This window comes from Pseudomonas sp. DWP3-1-3b3 (assembly GCF_049896305.1).
Taxonomy (GTDB): domain Bacteria; phylum Pseudomonadota; class Gammaproteobacteria; order Pseudomonadales; family Pseudomonadaceae; genus Aquipseudomonas; species Aquipseudomonas azotoformans_A.
This window is the reverse complement of the sequence record NZ_JAFCUA010000001.1, coordinates 1,102,274-1,120,113: the sequence shown is the minus strand read 5'-3', so window position 1 is coordinate 1,120,113 and position 17,840 is coordinate 1,102,274. Positions and strand designations below refer to the sequence as shown.

General features: G+C 59.1%; 17 protein-coding genes. 12 read left to right on the top strand and 5 right to left on the bottom strand.

What is annotated here, in order from left to right; genetic code table 11:
• Positions 1-108: 108 nt before the first annotated feature.
• A complete protein-coding gene (locus ACP7BX_RS05455; protein WP_426128141.1) occupies positions 109-1,710 on the bottom strand; it encodes an ABC transporter substrate-binding protein in 1,602 nt (533 codons plus the stop codon).
• Between the two features lie 90 nt (positions 1,711-1,800).
• Positions 1,801-2,514 (bottom strand): SIMPL domain-containing protein, encoded by a 714-nt coding sequence (locus ACP7BX_RS05450; protein ID WP_033903376.1) that lies wholly within the window; start codon positions 2,512-2,514, stop codon positions 1,801-1,803.
• Positions 2,515-2,719: 205 nt separating this feature from the next.
• On the opposite strand from ACP7BX_RS05450, the gene ACP7BX_RS05445 reads away from it, so the two are divergent.
• From ACP7BX_RS05445 to ACP7BX_RS05435, 3 genes are all read left to right on the top strand, one after another.
• Positions 2,720-3,982 carry an ATP-binding protein gene (locus ACP7BX_RS05445; protein ID WP_016976240.1) on the top strand — a complete coding sequence of 421 codons (1,263 nt, stop codon included), beginning with the start codon at positions 2,720-2,722 and terminating at the stop codon, positions 3,980-3,982.
• Positions 3,975-4,535: a response regulator transcription factor gene (locus ACP7BX_RS05440; RefSeq protein ID WP_003171731.1), complete on the top strand. Its 561-nt coding sequence runs from the start codon at positions 3,975-3,977 to the stop codon at positions 4,533-4,535. The genes ACP7BX_RS05445 and ACP7BX_RS05440 overlap by 8 nt, the downstream gene beginning before the upstream one ends.
• Positions 4,536-4,646: 111 nt before the next feature.
• Positions 4,647-6,368 (top strand): ABC transporter ATP-binding protein/permease, encoded by a 1,722-nt coding sequence (locus ACP7BX_RS05435; protein ID WP_426128143.1) that lies wholly within the window; start codon positions 4,647-4,649, stop codon positions 6,366-6,368.
• Between the two features lie 66 nt (positions 6,369-6,434).
• Here ACP7BX_RS05435 and ACP7BX_RS05430 read toward each other — a convergent pair whose 3' ends face one another.
• On the bottom strand, positions 6,435-6,872 hold the full coding sequence (locus ACP7BX_RS05430; protein WP_003171734.1) for a YhcB family protein: 438 nt from the start codon (positions 6,870-6,872) through the stop codon (positions 6,435-6,437).
• Positions 6,873-7,019: 147 nt separating this feature from the next.
• Between ACP7BX_RS05430 and ACP7BX_RS05425 the strand changes: the two genes are divergently transcribed.
• The 3 genes from ACP7BX_RS05425 to zapE all read left to right on the top strand — a co-directional run bounded on the left by ACP7BX_RS05425 (position 7,020) and on the right by zapE (position 10,203).
• Positions 7,020-7,649 carry an alpha/beta hydrolase gene (locus ACP7BX_RS05425; protein WP_426128145.1) on the top strand — a complete coding sequence of 210 codons (630 nt, stop codon included), beginning with the start codon at positions 7,020-7,022 and terminating at the stop codon, positions 7,647-7,649.
• A gap of 24 nt (positions 7,650-7,673) precedes the next feature.
• Entirely contained in the window at positions 7,674-9,029 is a 1,356-nt protein-coding gene (locus ACP7BX_RS05420; RefSeq protein ID WP_426128147.1) for a tryptophan--tRNA ligase, read from the top strand.
• 79 nt (positions 9,030-9,108) lie between these two features.
• Positions 9,109-10,203 (top strand): cell division protein ZapE, encoded by a 1,095-nt coding sequence (gene zapE, locus ACP7BX_RS05415; protein WP_016976236.1) that lies wholly within the window; start codon positions 9,109-9,111, stop codon positions 10,201-10,203.
• Positions 10,204-10,333: 130 nt separating this feature from the next.
• On the opposite strand, the gene ACP7BX_RS05410 is transcribed toward zapE, so the two are convergent.
• Positions 10,334-11,254 (bottom strand): GlxA family transcriptional regulator, encoded by a 921-nt coding sequence (locus ACP7BX_RS05410; RefSeq protein ID WP_174890977.1) that lies wholly within the window; start codon positions 11,252-11,254, stop codon positions 10,334-10,336.
• A gap of 220 nt (positions 11,255-11,474) precedes the next feature.
• On the opposite strand from ACP7BX_RS05410, the gene ACP7BX_RS05405 reads away from it, so the two are divergent.
• Complete coding sequence (locus tag ACP7BX_RS05405) at positions 11,475-12,611, top strand: acyl-CoA dehydrogenase family protein (protein WP_426128149.1); 1,137 nt, start codon at positions 11,475-11,477, stop codon at positions 12,609-12,611.
• A 126-nt stretch (positions 12,612-12,737) separates the two neighbouring features.
• Here the strand turns inward: ACP7BX_RS05405 and ACP7BX_RS05400 are convergent, their stop codons facing one another.
• Positions 12,738-13,778: an NADP(H)-dependent aldo-keto reductase gene (locus tag ACP7BX_RS05400; RefSeq protein WP_314528917.1), complete on the bottom strand. Its 1,041-nt coding sequence runs from the start codon at positions 13,776-13,778 to the stop codon at positions 12,738-12,740.
• 248 nt (positions 13,779-14,026) lie between these two features.
• On the opposite strand from ACP7BX_RS05400, the gene rplM reads away from it, so the two are divergent.
• The 5 genes from rplM (at position 14,027) to ACP7BX_RS05375 (ending at position 17,712) form a co-directional block, all read left to right on the top strand.
• Complete coding sequence (rplM, locus tag ACP7BX_RS05395) at positions 14,027-14,455, top strand: 50S ribosomal protein L13 (protein ID WP_003188508.1); 429 nt, start codon at positions 14,027-14,029, stop codon at positions 14,453-14,455.
• A gap of 14 nt (positions 14,456-14,469) precedes the next feature.
• Positions 14,470-14,862 (top strand): 30S ribosomal protein S9, encoded by a 393-nt coding sequence (rpsI, locus tag ACP7BX_RS05390; protein WP_002555064.1) that lies wholly within the window; start codon positions 14,470-14,472, stop codon positions 14,860-14,862.
• Between the two features lie 266 nt (positions 14,863-15,128).
• On the top strand, positions 15,129-15,722 hold the full coding sequence (petA, locus tag ACP7BX_RS05385) for a ubiquinol-cytochrome c reductase iron-sulfur subunit (RefSeq protein ID WP_016976232.1): 594 nt from the start codon (positions 15,129-15,131) through the stop codon (positions 15,720-15,722).
• Positions 15,722-16,933 carry a cytochrome b gene (locus ACP7BX_RS05380; protein WP_003188526.1) on the top strand — a complete coding sequence of 404 codons (1,212 nt, stop codon included), beginning with the start codon at positions 15,722-15,724 and terminating at the stop codon, positions 16,931-16,933. Before petA ends, ACP7BX_RS05380 begins: the two co-directional genes overlap by 1 nt.
• Complete coding sequence (locus ACP7BX_RS05375; RefSeq protein ID WP_010213166.1) at positions 16,933-17,712, top strand: cytochrome c1; 780 nt, start codon at positions 16,933-16,935, stop codon at positions 17,710-17,712. The genes ACP7BX_RS05380 and ACP7BX_RS05375 overlap by 1 nt, the downstream gene beginning before the upstream one ends.
• The last annotated feature ends 128 nt before the right edge of the window (positions 17,713-17,840 follow it).

Genomic DNA, 17,840 nt, shown 5'->3' with positions numbered 1-17,840 from the left:
ATGAAAGTTTGTACATATTTGCGTCTATTTCGAGGGTTTTTTCGGTGCAGGCGGCGCACCAAAAATGACCAACCGAGGCGTCTAGCGCACTCGGTTGGGGCGTCGCTGTTACTTCTCTAGACTCACGCCGTAGAACGGCGTCAAGCCGAAGGGGCTTATCTTGAAGTCCTTGACTTCCTTACGCAGCGGTTGGAAAACCGTCGAGTTCGCAATAGGCGTTATAGGTACTTGTTCCTTAAGGATTTTTTGTGCCTGTTGATACCACTTGATGCGTTGCTCGCGGTCGTTGCTGACCTTGGCTTGCTGCACCAGTTTGTCGTAGGCCGGGTTACACCATTTGGCGTAGTTGCTGCCCTTGACCGCAGCACAACTGTAGAGCACGCCCAGCCAGTTATCCGGGTCGCCATTGTCACCGGTCCAGCCATAAATCATGGCGTCATGCTCGCCATTCTTGGCGCGTTTGATGTATTCGCCCCATTCATAACTGACGATATTGGCCTTGATGCCGATTTTTTCCCAATCTTGCTGAATCATCTGTGCGGACATGCGCGCGTTGGGGTTGGAGGCGCGTTGTACGGTCATGGCCCACAGGTTGATGGTGGTACCGGGTGCAACCCCTGCTTCTTTTAGTAGCGCCTTGGCCTTGGCAGGATCGTGAGGCGCGTCCTTGATGCCGGGGTCATAAGACCACTGCGCAGGCGGCAGTGCGTTCTGCGCCAATTGTCCGGCGCTCTGGTACACGGCCTTGATGATTGCCGGCTTGTCGATTGCCATGTCCAGCGCCTGGCGCACCTTGAGCTGGTCCAGCGGCGGGTGGGTTACGTTGTAGGCCAGGAAACCCAGGTTGAAACCGGCTTGTTGTAGCACGCGCAAATTCGGGTCCTGTTTCATCACCTCGATATCCGCTGGGCGCGGGTATCCGCTGACCTGGCATTCACCGGCCTTGAGCTTTTGCAGGCGCGACGCCGCGTCTGGCGTGATGGCGAACACCAGGTTGTCGAGCTTCACATCCTCGGGTTTCCAATACTGTTGGTTGGCCACGTAGCGGATCTGCGAATCCTTCTGGTAGCGCTTGAATACAAACGGCCCGGTGCCTACCGGTTTCTGGTTGATCTCTTCGGCCTTGCCTTGCTTGAGCAGTTGCGCGGCGTATTCGGCGGATTGCACCGAGGCGAAGCTCATGGCCAGGTTCTGTACGAACGACGCATCGATGTTATTGAGGTTGAAGCGCACGGTGTGCTCGTCGAGTTTGTCGACGTTCTTGATCGTGGTGTTCAAGCCCATGTCGGTGAAGTAGGGCGATTCGGAAGGGTAAGCCTGGCGAAACGGGCTTTGCGCATCCAGCAGGCGGTTGAAGGTAAACAGCACATCATCCGCGTTGAAGTCGCGGGTAGGGGTGAAGAAATCGGTGGTGTGGAACTTGACGCCATCGCGCAGGTGGAAGGTATACGTCAGGCCGTCCTTGGACACGTCCCAGCTCGTCGCCAGGCCAGGCTCGACTTCGGTGCCGCCGCGCTTGAACTGGGTCAGGCGGTTGAACACGGTTTCGGCAGAGGCATCAAAATCGGTGCCGCTGGTGTACTGGCTGGGGTCGAAACCGGCGGGGCTGGCTTCGGAGCAGTAGACCAGGGTACTGGCCGCCTGGGCCAGTGGCATAAACGCCAGCAGGCCGGCAGCGAGGAGGAGCGGTTTTAAGGCAATTCTTTCCATGGAGACCCCTGAAGTGGCAGGCATATATAAGCTGCCCAAACGAAAACGGCGCTACCGAGGGTAACGCCGTTCAGGTTTATCAGGTAGGGGTCACGGCATCTGCACTTCAATCACGCCATCGGCGCTCATGTTGACCTGGCTGGTGCCGGCTTCCACTTCAGGCGTGGGTGCCGAATCGGCCATGGCCGCTTTCATCATCATGCCGCCACGGGCATACGGCATCGGGTAGCCGTTGGTGTTGAAGTTCAGGTTGACGATCTTGTAGCCCTTGCCACCCAGCGCATCGGTGGCCAGTTGCGCGCGTGCCTTAAATGCGGCGACTGCATCTTTGAGCAAGGCATCTTCGCTGGACTTGCGCGTGGCGTCGGCGATGGAGAACTCCATGTTGTCCATTTTCAGGGTGCTCTGCAGTTCGCCGGTGAGCTTGGACAATGCGGGGAAGTCCGCGCTTTCCAGGCGCAGTTCGGCGCGCTCACGCCAGCCGGTGATCTTCTGGTTCTTGCTGTCGTAGATCGGGTAGCTGTTGCGGCTGCCTTGGCGCAGGGTCACTGCTTTGACTTCGCGCGCCTGGCCCAAGGCCTTGTTCATGGTGGTGGTGATTTCGGCGGCGAGCTTGGCGGGGTCGCTGTTCTGGGATTCGGTGTACAGCGTCACGATCATCTTGTCGCGGGCCACCTCCTGGCTGACCTCGGCGCGCAGGGAAATCTGGTTGTAGTTCAGTGCGTCAGCGGCCAGTGCTGGCAGGCTGACCAGGGTGCCGACGCTGAGGGTGAGGGCGGCTGCACTGCGAGTGAAACGAGACATGGAAGCTCCTTGAGATAGTCGTGTTGGGTATGACTGTAGACGGTGGCATCGGGTTCTTCGGGTTTACACATTAGCTACAAGTTGTGGTGATGCCGACGAACGGTCATTGGCCTGACCTGCGGCAAAGAGCCACACGCGCCGTGCCAGCCCGCCTGCTTCGTTTATACTCCTGCCGATCCGCCTGCAGCGCTCACCGGGAGAGCACATGCTCGCCGCCGTAAAACTGACTTCCGCCACCCGCCAGAACCTCTGGCGCCTGACGTTCATCCGTACCCTGGTACTGGCCGCACAGGCCGGCTCCGTCGGGCTCGCCTATTGGTTCGACCTGCTGCCGCTGCCGTGGCTGCAACTGGGCGTGACCCTCGGTTTCTCCACCGTGCTCTGTGTGTTTACCGCGATCCGGTTGCGTACCACGTGGCCGGTAACCGAGCTGGAATACGCCCTGCAATTGGCCTGCGACCTGTTTATCCACAGTGTGTTGCTGTATTTCTCCGGCGGTTCCACCAACCCGTTCGTTTCGTATTACCTGGTGCCACTGACTATCGCTGCCGTGACTCTGCCGTGGCGCTATTCGGTGGTGCTGTCGGGTATTGCCCTGACGCTTTACACCTTGCTGCTGGCGCGGTTCTACCCGTTGCAAACCTTCCCGATCGCCCGGGAAAACCTGCAGATCTACGGGATGTGGCTGAGTTTCGCGCTGTCCGCTGCGGTCATCACCTTCTTCGCCGCACGGATGGCCGAAGAACTGCGTCGCCAGGAAGAACTGCGCGCCATTCGCCGTGAAGAGGGCCTGCGCGACCAGCAACTGTTGGCCGTCGCCACCCAGGCTGCCGGCGCCGCCCATGAGCTGGGCACACCCTTGGCGACCATGAGCGTGCTGCTCAACGAAATGACCCAGGACCATCACGACCCGGCGCTGCAAGAAGACCTCGGCGTACTGCGCGAACAGGTCAAGCAGTGCAAGCAGACCCTGCAGCAACTGGTGCGCGCCGCCGAAGCCAATCGCCGCCTGGCGGTGGAAATGCAGGACGTGACCCAGTGGCTCGACGAAGCCCTGAACCGCTGGCACCTGATGCGCCCCGAAGCCAGTTACCGTTTCCACCTGCTGGGCCAGGGCAGCGTGCCGCGCATGGCGCCGCCACCGGACCTGACCCAGGCGCTGCTCAACCTGCTGAACAACGCCGCCGACGCTTGTCCCGAGGGGTTGGGCGTACAGTTGGATTGGGACGCCGAAGACGTGACCATCAGCATTCGTGACCACGGCGCGGGTGTGCCGCTGGCCATTGCCGAGCAGATCGGCAAACCCTTCTTTACCACCAAGGGCAAAGGCTTCGGCCTCGGCCTGTTTTTGAGCAAGGCCAGCGTGACCCGCGCGGGCGGCTCAGTGAAGCTCTATAGTCATGAGGAAGGTGGCACGCTCACCGAGCTGCGCCTGCCCCGTGTCGCACGAGGAGATATCGATGAGTGACGAGATCCAAGTCGAAGGCGAAGAACTGCCGCATCTGTTGCTGGTAGATGACGACGCCACCTTTACCCGCGTGATGGCACGCGCCATGAGCCGTCGCGGTTTCCGCGTCAGCACCGCAGGCTCGGCCGAGGAAGGCCTGACCATCGCCCAGGCCGACCTGCCGGACTACGCCGCGCTGGACCTGAAAATGGACGGCGACTCCGGCCTGGTGCTGCTGCCCAAGCTGCTGGAACTCGACCCGGAAATGCGCGTGGTGATCCTCACCGGATACTCCAGCATTGCCACGGCCGTCGAGGCGATCAAACGCGGTGCCTGCAACTACCTGTGCAAACCGGCGGACGCCGACGACGTGCTGGCCGCCTTGCTCTCCGAGCACGCCGACCTGGATACCCTGGTACCGGAAAACCCGATGTCGGTGGACCGCCTGCAGTGGGAACACATCCAGCGCGTGCTGACCGAGCACGAAGGCAATATCTCCGCCACTGCCCGCGCCCTGGGCATGCACCGCCGTACCTTGCAGCGCAAGCTGCAGAAGCGCCCGGTACGCCGCTGAGCCTGATCTGAACAACAGCTGAACAATCTGCTTCAGGCCGCACGGAGCTGCGAACCGATCAACTATGATCGGTTCGAACGCCTGTCATCTTTTCCCTACCGAGCCTGAACGATGAATCAGAACGCTGAGTACTCCGCGGTCAACGACGCGGTGCGTGGGCAATTTTTACGGCGGGTGTGGGGGTTGATCACGCCTTACTGGCGCAGCGAAGAAAAGGCCAAGGCCTGGCTGCTGCTGTTGGTGGTGCTGGGGTTGTCGCTGTTCAGCGTCGCCGTGTCGGTGTGGTTCAACAGCTGGAACCGCGATTTCTACAACGCGCTGGAAAACAAGGACTACGACGCCTTTACCCATCTGCTGATGTACTTCAGCGTGATTGCGGTGGTGTCGATCGTGACCGGCGTGTTCACGTCCTACCTGCAACAGATGCTCACCATCCGCTGGCGCCGCTGGCTGACGGAAACCTATTTCGCCCAGTGGCTGGGCCACAAGAATTACTACCATCTGGAATACGGCGGCTACACCGACAACCCCGACCAGCGTATCTCCGAAGACCTCAACGCGTTCACCAGCAGCACCCTCACGCTGGGGCTGGGCTTTATCGCCAATTTGGTGAGCCTGGTGTCGTTCTCGGTGATCCTGTGGGGCGTGTCCGGCAGCATCGAAATCTGGGGCATTACCATTCCCGGCTACATGTTCTGGGCGGCATTGATCTACGCGGTGATCGGCAGTTGGTTGACCCACTTGATCGGTCGCAAGCTGATCGGCTTGAGCAACCGCCAACAGCGCTTTGAAGCTGACTTGCGTTTCAGCCTGGTGCGGGTGCGGGAGAACGCGGAAAGCATCGCGCTGTTCAATGGCGAGCCCAACGAACATCAGCAATTGAGCGCACGCTTCGGACGGGTGTGGAGCAACTTCTGGAACATCATGCAGCTCAAGAAGCGCCTGAACTTCTTTACCAGCGGTTACTCCCAGATCGCGATCATCTTTCCCTTTGTGGTCGCGGCGCCGCGTTACTTTTCCGGCAAGATCGAACTGGGCGTGCTGATGCAGGTGGCCCAGGCGTTCGGCAGTGTGCAGGGCAGCCTGAGTTGGTTTGTCGACGCCTACACGCTGTTGGCCAGTTGGCGCGCGACCTGTGATCGTCTGTTGAGTTTCGGCCAGGCCATGCAGGAAAACGAAAGCCGCACGATGGGCATTGGCTTGCAACACCAGGGTGGCGACTTGCAGGTCACGGACCTGAGTCTGGACCTGGCGGACGGCCGGCATTTGCTGCAAGGCGCCGACCTGACGGTGGTTGAAGGCGAGCGGCTGATGCTCAGTGGGCGTTCCGGCAGCGGCAAGTCGACCTTGCTACGCGCCATGGGCAACCTGTGGCCCAACGGCCACGGCACTATCCGCCTGCCAGCCGAGCGCTACTTGTTCCTGCCGCAAAAACCTTACCTGCCGATTGGCACGCTGAAGGCGGTATTGAGTTATCCACAGGACGACAGTGTCTACCCGGCCGAACGTTATGCACAGGTCCTGGAAACCTGCCGCCTGCCGCATCTGATTGGCCGGCTGGAGGAGGCCAATCACTGGCAACGCATGCTCTCGCCGGGCGAGCAGCAACGCCTCGCCTTTGCCCGTGCGTTACTGTTCGCGCCGCAATGGCTGTACATGGACGAAGCCACGTCGGCCATGGATGAAGAGGACGAGGCCACGCTGTATCAGGCGCTGATCGATGAGCTGCCGGGGCTGAGCATCGTCAGCGTCGGCCATCGCAGCAGCCTCAAGCGTTTCCATGGTCGGCATGTGCGGATCGAGGGTGGGATGCTGCAAGAACAGCCGGTGTAAACGCCAGCCAACAAAAAGCCCGGCTGATCATCGATCAACCGGGCTTTTTAGTGCTTGAAGATTAAGTTACTTCTTCAAACCGTAATGCTCATCCAGCATGCCTGGGGCGTTCGGCGTTTTTGGCGCGTAGTCCCGTGGTGGCTCCTGGTTTTCCCGTGGCGGTGTCAGGCGCTCCCGTGGGGTTTGCGGTGCATCGGAATGCAACGCGGCCAGCAGGCGCTGGCGGGTGATGTCGTCGAGGGCCAGGCGGTTTGCGCCATCGGCGAGATGATCCTGTACTTCCTGGTAGCTCTGGGTGAGCTTCTTGACCAGGGTCGCGGTGCTGTTGAAGTGGGTAACAACCTCGTTCTGATAACTGTCAAAACGTTCCTGAATGTCATCCAACTGACGCTGCGTGCGGTTAGGCGCGGCATTCGGCAGCAAGCGAGCAACCAGGAAACCAATGGCGACACCGGCAACCAGGGCAAGAGTCGGCAACAACCAAACTAAGAGCGAGTGTTCCACGAGTCCTTCCTCTATAAACGGCTTTGCTTTACGTTAACGGCTCAAACCTGCGCTGTATACCGCGATTAAGCTCGCAATGATGCCAAGCACAGACTTTTAGCTAGACGAGTCGACCCTTTGTGAGGTCACGGAGTTCATCTCTTGCTCATGCGTGAAACCCCCGTTTTGATCGATGGCCCGGTAGGCCAATTGGAAGCCCTGTACCTGGATCACCCCGAGCCACGTGGCCTGGCGCTGATCTGCCACCCCAACCCGGTGCAGGGTGGGACCATGCTCAATAAAGTGGTATCGACCCTGCAACGCACCGCCCGCGATGCCGGTTTGATTACCTTGCGTTTCAATTACCGTGGCGTTGGCGCGAGTGCCGGCACCCACGACATGAGCACCGGTGAAGTGGATGACGCCGAAGCGGCCGCCACCTGGCTGCGGGAAAAACACCCGGACCTGCCGATCACCTTGCTTGGCTTTTCCTTCGGTGGCTACGTGGCCGCCAGCCTCGGCGGTCGCCTGGAAGCCAAGGGTGAAAAGCTGTCACATTTGTTCATGGTTGCCGCAGCGGTGATGCGCCTGCGCGATGCCGATGCGCTGCCACAGGGTTGCCCATTGACCCTGATCCAGCCGGAAACCGACGAAGTGGTCGACCCACAGACCGTCTACGACTGGTCCGCCGCCTTGAATCGCCCCCATGAGCTGCTGAAAGTGGCAGAATGCGGACACTTTTTTCACGGCAAGCTCACCGATCTGAAGGATCTGGTGCTGCCGCGACTCTCGAATTGATAGCAGTCTGATAAGCGATTACCCATGACGACTCGTACCCGTATCCTCACCGGCATCACCACCACCGGCACGCCGCACCTGGGCAACTACGCCGGTGCGATCCGCCCGGCGATCCTCGCAAGCCAGGACGCCAATGCCGACTCCTTCTACTTCCTGGCCGACTACCACGCCCTGATCAAGTGCGATGACCCGCAGCGCATCCAGCGCTCGCGCATGGAAATCGCCGCGACCTGGCTGGCCGGTGGCCTGGATGTGAACCGGGTGACCTTCTACCGCCAGTCCGACATCCCGGAAATCCCCGAGCTGACCTGGCTGCTGACCTGTGTGGCCGCCAAGGGCCTGCTCAACCGTGCCCATGCGTACAAGGCCTCGGTGGACAAGAACGTGGAAGCCGGCGAAGACCCGGATGCGGGCATCAGCATGGGCCTGTACAGCTACCCGGTGCTGATGGCGGCGGACATCCTGATGTTCAACGCACACAAGGTGCCGGTCGGTCGCGACCAGATCCAGCATGTGGAAATGGCCCGTGATATCGGCCAGCGTTTCAACCACCTGTTTGGCAACGGTAAAGAATTCTTCACCATGCCCGAGGCGCTGATCGAAGAAAGCGTCGCCACCTTGCCGGGCCTGGATGGCCGCAAAATGTCGAAAAGCTACGACAACACCATCCCGTTGTTCACCAGCGCCAAGGACATGAAGGACGCGATCTCGCGGATCGTCACCGACTCCCGCGCGCCGGGCGAAGCCAAGGATCCGGACAATTCGCACCTGTTTACCCTGTACCAGGCATTTGCCAGCAAGGCCCAGGAAGAAGAGTTCCGCGCCGACCTGTTGCAAGGGCTGGGCTGGGGCGAGGCGAAGAACCGTCTGTTCCAACTGCTGGATGGCCAACTGGGCGAAGCCCGCGAACGCTATCACCAGTTGATGTCGCGCCCTTCGGACATGGAAGACTTGCTGCTGATCGGCGCCAAGAAAGCGCGCGCCGTGGCTGCACCGTTCCTGGCTGAGCTGCGTGAGGCAGTTGGTCTGCGTTCGTTCGTCGAGCAGGCCGCAGCCCCGGTCGCGACCAAGAAGAAAGCCGCAAAAGCCGCGCGCGTTGTGAGCTTCCGTGATGACGATGGCAATTTCCGTTTTCGGTTCTTCACCGCTGATGGTGAGCAACTACTGTTGTCGCGAAAGTTTGCCGACGGTAGAACGGCGGGAGGTTTCGCCAAGTTGTTGCAGGCGGACGAGCAGGTGGAAGTGCGTCCCGAGGCTTTGAGCTTCAGCGTATGGATAGGCGGCGCGGCAATCGCCGACAGCGCAGTGTTCTCTGACGAAGCGTCGCGCGATGCGGCCATCGAAGCGTTACGTGCTGCGCAAACCCCCCTCGAGGATTAACCCGACCAAGGGTTGATTGCCATTATCCGGGGCCGTCGTTACAGTGACGGCCCGTTTTTGTTGCCTTGCTAACGAAATTATGACGCCCCTAGAACGATATCAAGCTGATCTGAAACGCCCTGAATTCTTCCATGACGCGGCCCAGGAAAATGCGGTGCGTCATTTGCAGCGCCTGTACGACGACCTGCTCGCGGCCTCGCAAAGCAAGCCGGGGATGTTCAGCAAGCTGTTTGGCAAGAAAGACCACACGCCGGTCAAAGGCCTGTACTTCTGGGGCGGCGTGGGGCGGGGCAAGACTTACCTGGTCGACACCTTCTTCGAAGCGCTGCCGTTCAAGGAAAAGGTGCGCACGCACTTCCACCGCTTCATGAAGCGCGTGCACGAAGAGATGAAGACCCTGCCGGGCGAGAAAAACCCGCTGACCATCATCGCCAAGCGTTTCTCCGAAGAAGCGCGGGTGATCTGCTTCGATGAGTTCTTTGTCTCCGACATCACCGACGCCATGATCCTCGGCACCCTGATGGAAGAACTGTTCAAGAACGGCGTGACCCTGGTGGCCACCTCGAACATCGTGCCCGACGGCTTGTACAAGGACGGCCTGCAACGTGCGCGCTTCCTGCCGGCCATTGCGCTGATCAAGCAGAACACCGAAATCGTCAACGTCGACAGCGGCGTCGACTACCGCCTGCGTCACCTGGAGCAAGCGGAGCTGTTCCACTTCCCGCTGAACGAAGCGGCCCACGAAAGCCTGAAAAAGAGCTTCCGCGCCCTCACGCCGGAATGCACCCAGGCGGTGGAAAACGACAAGCTGATGATCGAGAACCGCGAAATCATCGCGCTGCGTACCTGCGATGACGTGGCCTGGTTCGAGTTTCGCCAGCTGTGCGACGGCCCGCGTAGCCAGAACGACTACATCGAACTGGGCAAGATCTTCCACGCGGTAATCTTGAGCGGTGTGGAACAGATGAGCGTCACCACCGACGACATCGCGCGACGTTTCATCAACATGGTCGACGAGTTCTACGACCGTAATGTGAAGCTGATCATTTCGGCGGAAGTCGAGTTGAAGGACCTGTACACCGGCGGGCGCCTGAACTTCGAGTTCCAGCGCACGTTGAGCCGCTTGCTGGAAATGCAGTCCCACGAATTCCTGTCGCGTGGGCACAAGCCGTAAGAACGCTGTAGATCAAATGTGGGAGCGGGCTTGCTCGCGAATGCGGAGTGTCAGTCACTTGAAGTGTTGACTGATCCACCGCATTCGCGAGCAAGCCCGCTCCCACATTTTTTACCGCGTTCAACCTTATCTATGCGGCCTGCTGAAACTGCTGGCGATACTGGTTCGGCGACAGTTCCGTGTGCTGCCTGAACAGCCTGGCAAAGAAACTCGCATCGTCATACCCCACCTCATAACTGATGGTCTTGATGCTCTTGCGGCTGCCCGAGAGCAGTCCCTTGGCCGTCTCGATACGCAGCCGTTGCAAGTAATGCAGCGGTTTGTCACCGGTAGCGGTCTGGAAGCGGCGCATGAAGTTGCGGATGCTCATGCCGTGTTCCCGGGCCACGTCTTCGAAGCGGAATTTGTCGGCGAAGTGTTCCTCCAGCCAATGCTGGATCTGCAGGATGATTACGTCCTGGTGCAGCTTCTGTCCGCCAAACCCGATGCGACCCGGTGAATAGCTGCGCTGCACCTCGTAGAGGATATCGCGGGCCACGGCCTGGGCGATGTTGGCGCCGCAGAAGCGTTCGATCAGGTAGATATAGAGGTCGCACGCCGAAGTGGTGCCGCCGGCGCAATACAGGTTGTCAGCGTCGGTAAGGTGTTTGTCCTGGTTGAGCTGAACCTTGGGGAAGCGTTCGCTGAAGGCATTGAAGAAACGCCAGTAGGTGGTCGCTTCCTTGCCATCGAGCAAGCCGGCTTCGGCCAGCCAGAACACCCCGGTGGCTTCGCCGCACAACACGGCGCCGCGTGCATGTTGCTCACGCAACCATGGCAGCACTTGCGGGTAGCGGGTGCACAGGGCGTCGAAGTCATCCCAGAAGGCCGGTAGCACGATGATGTCGGCGTCTTCCAGGCCGCCGTCCACCGGCATGATCACATCACTGAAGCTGCGCACTGATTGCCCGTCGGGGCTGACCAGGCGCGATTCGAAGGCGGGCGTGAGGCCCAGGCCTTGCTGTTTGCCGTAACGCAGGCTGGCGAGGTGGAAGAAATCCTTGGCTTGCATGAGGGTTGAAGCGAATACCCGATCAATGGCCAAAATGCTGACGCGCCGCAACGGCGTGGAGATTTGGTTAGACATAATTTCATTTATTCTTATAGGGGAAAGTGGTCACCAGACGGCTGGATCGTCTTATTTTTTGTCGCATGTGTCCAGTGTCCCGTGCTGCCTTCGCGGCATAGTCTCTGTGGGCTCGTCCTTGTCCGACAATCCACGCAGGTGACCCATGATTCCCAGAACCTTGTTCAGCCCGGAACACGAACTCTTCCGCGAGAGCGTGCGCACCTTCCTCGAAAAAGACGCCGCGCCGTTTCATGGGCAATGGGAAAAACAGGGCTATATCGACCGTGGCTTGTGGAGCAAGGCGGGGGAGGCGGGGATGCTGTGTTCCCATCTGCCGGAAGAATATGGCGGGCTGGGCGCGGACTTTTTGTACAGCGCGGTGGTGATCGAAGAGATCAGCCGGCTGGGGCTGACCGGCATCGTTTTTTCCCTGCATTCGGATATTGTTGCGCCATATATCCTGCATTACGGCAGTGAGGCGTTGAAACACAAATACCTGCCCAAGCTGATCTCTGGGGAGATGGTCACGGCCATTGCCATGACCGAGCCGGGCGCCGGTTCCGACCTGCAAGGGGTCAAGACCACCGCCGTGCTGGACGGTGATGATTACGTGATCAACGGCTCCAAGACTTTTATCACCAACGGTTATCTGGCCGAGTTGGTGATTGTCGTCGCCAAGACCGATCCCAAGGCCGGCGCCAAGGGCACCAGCCTGTTTCTGGTGGAGGCCGACACGCCTGGCTTTGACAAGGGCAAGCGCCTGGAGAAGGTCGGTATGAAGGCCCAGGACACGTCGGAGCTGTTCTTCCAGGATGTGCGGGTGCCCAAGGAAAACCTGCTGGGCCAGGCGGGCATGGGCTTCGCCTATCTGATGCAGGAGTTGCCTCAGGAGCGACTGACGGTAGCCATTGGCGCGCTGTCATCCGCCGAGGCGGCGCTGGAATGGACCCTGGAATACACCCGCGAACGCAAGGCGTTCGGCAAGGCGATTGCGGACTTCCAAAACACCCGGTTCAAGCTGGCGGAGATGGCCACCGAGATTCAGATCGGTCGGGTATTTGTCGACAAGTGCATGGCGCTGCATCTGGATGGCAAGCTGGATGTGCCCACGGCGGCGATGGCCAAGTACTGGGCCACGGACCTGCAATGCAAGGTACTCGATGAGTGCGTGCAGTTGCACGGCGGTTACGGCTTCATGTGGGAGTACCCGATTGCACGGGCGTGGGCGGATGCGCGGGTGCAGCGGATTTATGCGGGGACCAATGAGATCATGAAGGAGATTATTGCGCGGGCGCTTTGATGATTTAGTTGTGCTGTTGAGGGCCTCTTCGCGAGCAAGCCCGCTCCCACATTTGACCGCATTCTCATGTCTGAGCTCGGTCAAGTGTGGGAGCGGGCTTGCTCGCGAAAGCGGTTTACCGGTCAATCAAGGCGCAGGGTTCGGGTGATCCTTCTGAATCGCCTCAATCCCCTCCAGCACCTCTTTCGACAACTTAAGGTCGGCACTGGCAATGTTGCTATCCAGTTGCTCCAGCGACGTGGCACCAATGATATTGCTGGTCACAAACGGCTGCTGCGTCACAAACGCCAACGCCATCTGCGCCGGGTCCAGGCCGTGCTCCCGTGCCAACGCCACATAACGGCTGCACGCCGCTTCCGACTGCGGGTTGAAGTAGCGGCTGAAGCGGCTGTACTCGGTCAGGCGCGCCTTGGCTGGGCGTGCGCCGTTTTCGTACTTGCCGCTGAGCATGCCAAACGCCAGTGGCGAATACGCCAGCAAGCCGCACTGTTCACGGATCGCAATTTCCGCCAGGCCCACTTCAAAGCTGCGGTTAAGCAGGTTGTAAGGGTTCTGGATCGACACCGCGCGGGTCCAGCCGCGGGCTTCGGCCAGGGCCAGGAATTTCATGGTGCCCCAAGGGGTTTCGTTGGACAGGCCGATGTGGCGGATCTTGCCGGCTTTCACTTGCTCGTCCAGCGCTTCGAGGGTTTCTTCCAGTGGGGTGAGGTCGTCTTCGTCCTTGTGCTTGTAGCTCAGTTGGCCGAAGAAGTTGGTGCTGCGTTCCGGCCAGTGCAGCTGGTAGAGGTCGATCCAGTCGGTCTGCAGGCGTTTGAGGCTGGCATCCAGGGCGTCGACGATGTGCTTGCGGTTGTGGCGCAGGTGGCCATCGCGGATGTAGTCGATGGTGTTGCCGGGGCCGGCGATCTTGCTGGCCAGGATCCAGTCGGCACGGTCGCCACGGCTTTTGAAGTAATTGCCGATGTAGCGCTCGGTGGTGGCATAGGTGTCGGCCTTGGGCGGCACCGGGTACATTTCGGCCGTGTCGAGGAAGTTGATCCCCGCGCCCTTGGCCCGCTCGATCTGCGCGAAGGCCTCTGCCTCGCTGTTCTGCTCGCCCCAGGTCATGGTCCCCAAGGCTATCGCGCTCACGTTCAGATCCGTACGGCCCAGCTGTCGATAATCCATCGGGTACTCCTTCAGGGAAAACAATCATAAAAGCAGGTTGAATTTTTTTTCGCAATCTGCATAATTGCCCACCTCTTTCTGCAGTGGAAGTGATGCGCCGCCTGCCGAAGAATCTTGCCGTTGAACGGACGCGCCGACCCGAGCCCCCGATAGCGTCTGTATCCGGCTGCCTTTGACTTGTCAAAGTACGCACTATTCAGTAAGATCCGCCGTCTAATTTACAGGGCGGCCCCTGAGGCTATTAAAGAATGACAACTTTTACTGCAAAACCGGAAACAGTTCAGCGCGACTGGTTTGTCGTCGACGCCGCTGGTCAGACCCTGGGTCGTCTGGCCACTGAAGTCGCCAGCCGTCTGCGTGGCAAGCACAAGCCTGAGTACACCCCTCACGTTGACACTGGTGACTACATTGTCATCATCAACGCTGAGCAGGTTCGTGTAACCGGCAACAAAGCAAGCGACAAAATGTACTACCGTCACTCCGGTTTCCCAGGCGGTATCAAGTCTTCCAACTTCGAAGGCCTGATTGCCAAGAAGCCTGAAGCCCCGATCGAAATCGCGGTCAAAGGCATGCTGCCTAAGGGCCCACTGGGTCGCGATATGTTTCGCAAGCTGAAAGTCTATGCGGGCGCTGTACACCCTCATGCTGCTCAGCAGCCCCAAGAACTGAAGTTTTAACGGAATAGTTCATTATGTCGGCGACTCAAAATTACGGCACTGGCCGTCGCAAAACCGCAACCGCTCGCGTTTTCCTGCGTCCGGGTACTGGTAACATCTCGATCAACAACCGCTCCCTGGACAACTTCTTCGGCCGCGAAACTGCCCGCATGGTAGTTCGTCAGCCGCTGGAACTGACCGAGACCGTTGAAAAGTTCGACATCTACGTCACCGTTATCGGTGGCGGTGTAAGTGGTCAAGCTGGCGCAATCCGCCACGGTATCACTCGCGCTCTGATGCAGTACGACGAAACCCTGCGTGGCGCTCTGCGCAAAGCTGGCTTCGTGACTCGCGATGCTCGTGAAGTTGAACGTAAGAAAGTCGGTCTGCGTAAAGCGCGTAAGCGTCCGCAGTACTCGAAGCGTTAATTCGCTTTACGTTCCACAAAAACGCCCAGCCTCCTCACGGAGCTGGGCGTTTTTTATTGCCTGCGATTTATGCATAAAAATCGCCGTGACAACTTGCCACATCCGTAGACCCCCTATACTACAAGGCCTGGAGGCTGAGCTCCCGGCAATTCCCTTGTCAGACGTGGGGCTTTTCATTACCATTCGGCAAAATTTTTATAAGTAAAGATTCAACACTTAGTAGACGCCTGATTTAACAGGCCAAAAAGCTGATGGGAGAGGACTGAATGAGCAATGACGGCGTGAATGCAGGCCGGCGTCGCTTCTTGGTAGCAGCCACATCCGTGGTGGGTGCTGCAGGAGCGGTGGGGGCTGCGGTCCCGTTCGTGGGGTCATGGTTTCCCAGTGCCAAGGCGAAAGCCGCAGGTGCACCGGTGAAGGTGAATATCAGCAAGATCGAGCCAGGGCAGCAGATGATTGCTGAATGGCGCGGCCAGCCGGTCTTCATTGTTCGTCGTACCGAGGAAATCCTGGGGAATCTCAAAAAGATCGAAGGCCAGCTGTCTGACCCTAAATCCGAGAAGTCCGACCAACCCGCCTACGCCAAGAACGAAGTGCGTTCGATCAAGCCAGAGATCCTGCTGCTGGTCGGTCTGTGTACCCACTTGGGTTGCTCGCCTACCTTCCGCCCGGAGGTGGCTCCAGTCGATCTGGGCAAGGATTGGGTCGGCGGCTATTTCTGCCCATGCCACGGCTCCCACTACGACCTTGCTGGCCGCGTCTACAAGTCCCAGCCTGCTCCTTTGAACCTGCCGGTTCCTCCGCACACCTACGAAACTGACGACCTCATTGTCATTGGCCTCGATAAGGAGAACGCGTGATGAGCAAGTTCATGGATTGGGTGGATGCGCGTTTCCCCGCCACTAAAATGTGGGAAGACCATCTCAGCAAATATTACGCGCCAAAAAACTTCAACTTCTTCTACTTCTTTGGCTCCCTGGCATTGCTGGTGCTGGTCAACCAGATCGTCACCGGCGTTTGGCTGACGATGAGCTACACCCCGTCGGCGGAAGAGGCATTCGCCTCCGTCGAGTACATCATGCGTGACGTCGAGTACGGCTCGATCCTGCGCTTGCTGCACTCCACCGGCGCGTCAGCGTTCTTTATCGTCGTCTACCTGCACATGTTCCGTGGCCTGCTCTACGGCTCGTACCAGAAGCCCCGCGAGCTGGTGTGGGTGTTCGGCATGCTGATCTACCTGGCGCTGATGGCCGAAGCCTTCATGGGTTACCTGCTGCCGTGGGGCCAGATGTCGTACTGGGGCGCCCAGGTGATCATCTCGCTGTTCGGTGCGATTCCGGTGATCGGCAACGACCTGACCCAGTGGATCCGGGGTGACTACCTGATCTCGGGCATCACCCTGAACCGCTTCTTCGCCCTGCACGTGGTGGCCTTGCCGATCGTGATCCTGGGCCTGGTGGTACTGCACATCCTGGCGCTGCACGAAGTGGGTTCCAACAACCCGGATGGCGTGGACATCAAGAAGCACAAGGACGAAAACGGCATCCCGCTGGATGGCATTCCGTTCCACCCTTACTACACCGTGAAAGACATTGTCGGCGTGGTGGTGTTCTTGTTCGTGTTCTGCTCGATCGTGTTCTTTTTCCCGGAGATGGGCGGTTATTTCCTGGAGAAACCCAACTTCGAACAGGCCAACGCCTTCAAGACCCCTGAGCACATTGCCCCGGTCTGGTACTTCACGCCGTTCTACGCGATCTTGCGGGCGATCCCCGACAAGCTCATGGGCGTGATCGCCATGGGCGCGGCCATTGCAGTGCTGTTCGTGTTGCCTTGGCTCGACCGAAGCCCGGTCAAGTCCATGCGCTACAAGGGCTGGCTGAGCAAGATCTGGCTGTGGGTGTTCTGCATCTCCTTCGTGATCCTGGGCGTACTCGGTGTATTGGCGCCGACCCCAGAGCGTACGTTGCTGTCGCAGGTCTGCACCTTCCTGTACTTCGCCTACTTCATTCTGATGCCGTTCTACACCCGGCTCGAGAAGACCAAACCGGTTCCGGAAAGGGTGACTGGCTGATGAAAAAGTTATTCGTTGCATTGATGCTTGCGGCCCTGCCGCTACTGTCCTTCGCTGCCGAGCACGGCGGACCGGAACTGGAAAAAGTCGATATCGACGTGTCGGACAAGGCTGCCATGCAGGACGGCGCACGCACCTTCGCCAACTACTGCATGGGCTGTCACAGCGCCAAGTTCCAGCGTTACGAGCGGGTGGCCGATGACCTCGGTATCCCCCATGAAATGATGCTGGAAAAACTGGTGTTCACTGGCGCCAAGATCGGCGACCACATGACCATCGGCATGAAGCCGGCGGACGCCAAGACCTGGTTCGGCGCAGCGCCGCCAGACTTGACCCTGGTCGCCCGTGTACGCGGCACCGACTGGCTCTACGGCTACCTGAAATCCTTCTACGAAGACCCGGCGCGTCCGTATGGCGTGAACAACCGTGTGTTCCCGAACGTCGGCATGCCTAACGTTCTGGTCGGCCTGCAAGGCAAGCAAGTGGTAGGATGCAAGCAGATCCAGGTCGTTGAAGACGGCAAGAAGCAATACGATCCGTTGACCGGCACGCCGTTGACTCATGAAGCGTGCGATCAACTGAAGATAGAAACCCCAGGTTCGTTGACAGACGAGCAGTTCGACGAGAAGGTCAAGAACCTCGTGACCTTCCTGGCCTACTCGGCCAACCCGGTCAAACTGGAGCATCAGCGCATTGGTACCTATGTGCTGCTGTACCTGGCCTTCTTCTTCGTATTTGCCTACCTGCTCAAACGCGAATACTGGAAGGATGTGCATTGATCCAACCGTAAGCAATTGCTGTTAATCTTGCGCGCCCAGCGGCATCTCTGAATACGTAGCGACCTGGTTTAACCGGTTGTTACAGGGATGCTCTCTGGGCGCGCTCGTTTTTGAGCTTTCGATAATTT